General features: G+C 33.0%; 1 protein-coding gene. It reads right to left on the bottom strand.

Annotation, left to right across the window (positions count from 1 at the left end; translation table 11 throughout):
* Positions 1-238: 238 nt before the first annotated feature.
* Positions 239-1,285, bottom strand: a complete 1,047-nt coding sequence (locus tag AC28QF_RS13850) for a hypothetical protein (RefSeq protein WP_488202366.1) — start codon at positions 1,283-1,285, stop codon at positions 239-241.
* Between the last annotated feature and the right edge of the window lie 101 nt (positions 1,286-1,386).

Genomic DNA, 1,386 nt, shown 5'->3' with positions numbered 1-1,386 from the left:
AGCGTTGACAAAAAAAGGTAATTTAAACTCGAGTTATTCCACAATAAATTTCTTGCTTTTTAACTCAGAATTGTTTCCGTCTGAGTGATTTTCCGCCATTACTTGCAACGTGATTGTGTATGGTTAGTTGCGTGGTTTAAGCACTAAAGTTAGCAAATAAATCACAGATAGAAAGTCCGCGAGGACTTTCGTAAGTAGGCTATAATCAGCAATTAATTATACACGGTGTTAGCCCACGTTATTTTTCTTCCGCTTCTTTTCTTTTTTCCGCTTCGATTAATGGTTTGTGCCATTCCCAAAGTTCCTTCATAGTTTTAAAATCTTGTGGAATTGGATTACTATTTCTTAATGCTTCTTTTGGTGTTCGAGGTAAATTATGACTAAAATAACTCTCAAAAGTTCTTCTCGGATTATATGCTAAAGAAGAACCAAAATAATTGTCTGTAATATCATAGTGGTGAGTATGAATAAATCCACTCCATTTTTCTCTTAATTCATCTTCGGGCAAAACGTTTATTATCTCAAATTGTTCCATTGCTCTATCATCTGGTGTTCCCCAAGCTTCATTTAATAATCTGACAGCTTCCACATCAGAATCTGGTGCACCGTAACCGAAAATTGTGACTCTTTTTGTTATATAATCTTTTCCTAAATAATATTTAATTCTTTCCCATTCGATATTTATAAATTCGTCGGAAGTATAATTTTTTTGTTCTACTGGGTAAAGAAGTTTTGTCGGTTTAAAAACTGCTCCGTCTCTTTTATCTATTCCAATTGGACCTCTTGCTTTATGTTCTGAACAATAACCAATTGCTACATTTCCGTGAAGAAAACATAAATTAGGTAAATTGTCTATATGTTTTTTATTACGATTCCAAGCTTGGAATAAAAACGGATCCCAATTGAAAGTTGCTATTAAGTCTTTGTTTCTTAATGATAAAACCAAATAATCATAAATAGTTGGTTCATCAGGAAGTTCCATATTTCTAAAATAGTTATTTATCCGTATTTCAATTTCCTTAATTAACTTGGAATTCGAATCGTCAGAGTGAAGATTACTATAAAGAGTTTCAAAGTTTTTATCGTAAAGGTTTTTAGGAATATATTGGATTAAATCAGTTAGTCCAATAACTTCTGTTAGATTATCCATTGAAGGAAGTCTTTTTCCATTTTTTTCCGAATTTCGGATTGTTGATGCAATACTTGCACCTGCTCCTAAAATCACAACGTGTCCACCACCACCATAAACTTGGTTAATTCCTTCTTCGATACTCATTCCTGTCATAAATGGTTGGTTTTAATGTGGGCTAACGTGTTTGTGCATGATTTGTTAAGGAAAAGAGCGCAGCAATTTTCCGTATTTGAACGAAAGATAGTAAAAGTGGG

This window comes from Tenacibaculum sp. M1.3A, assembly GCF_057732375.1.
The sequence above is the reverse complement of the archived record's forward strand: the minus strand, read 5'-3'. Positions and strand labels throughout refer to the sequence as shown.

Bases quoted from the DNA above. Each gene is read 5' to 3' on its own strand.
- AC28QF_RS13850 (WP_488202366.1), bottom strand. From the start codon at position 1,285: ATGACAGGAATGAGTATCGAAGAAGGAATTAACCAAGTTTATGGTGGT.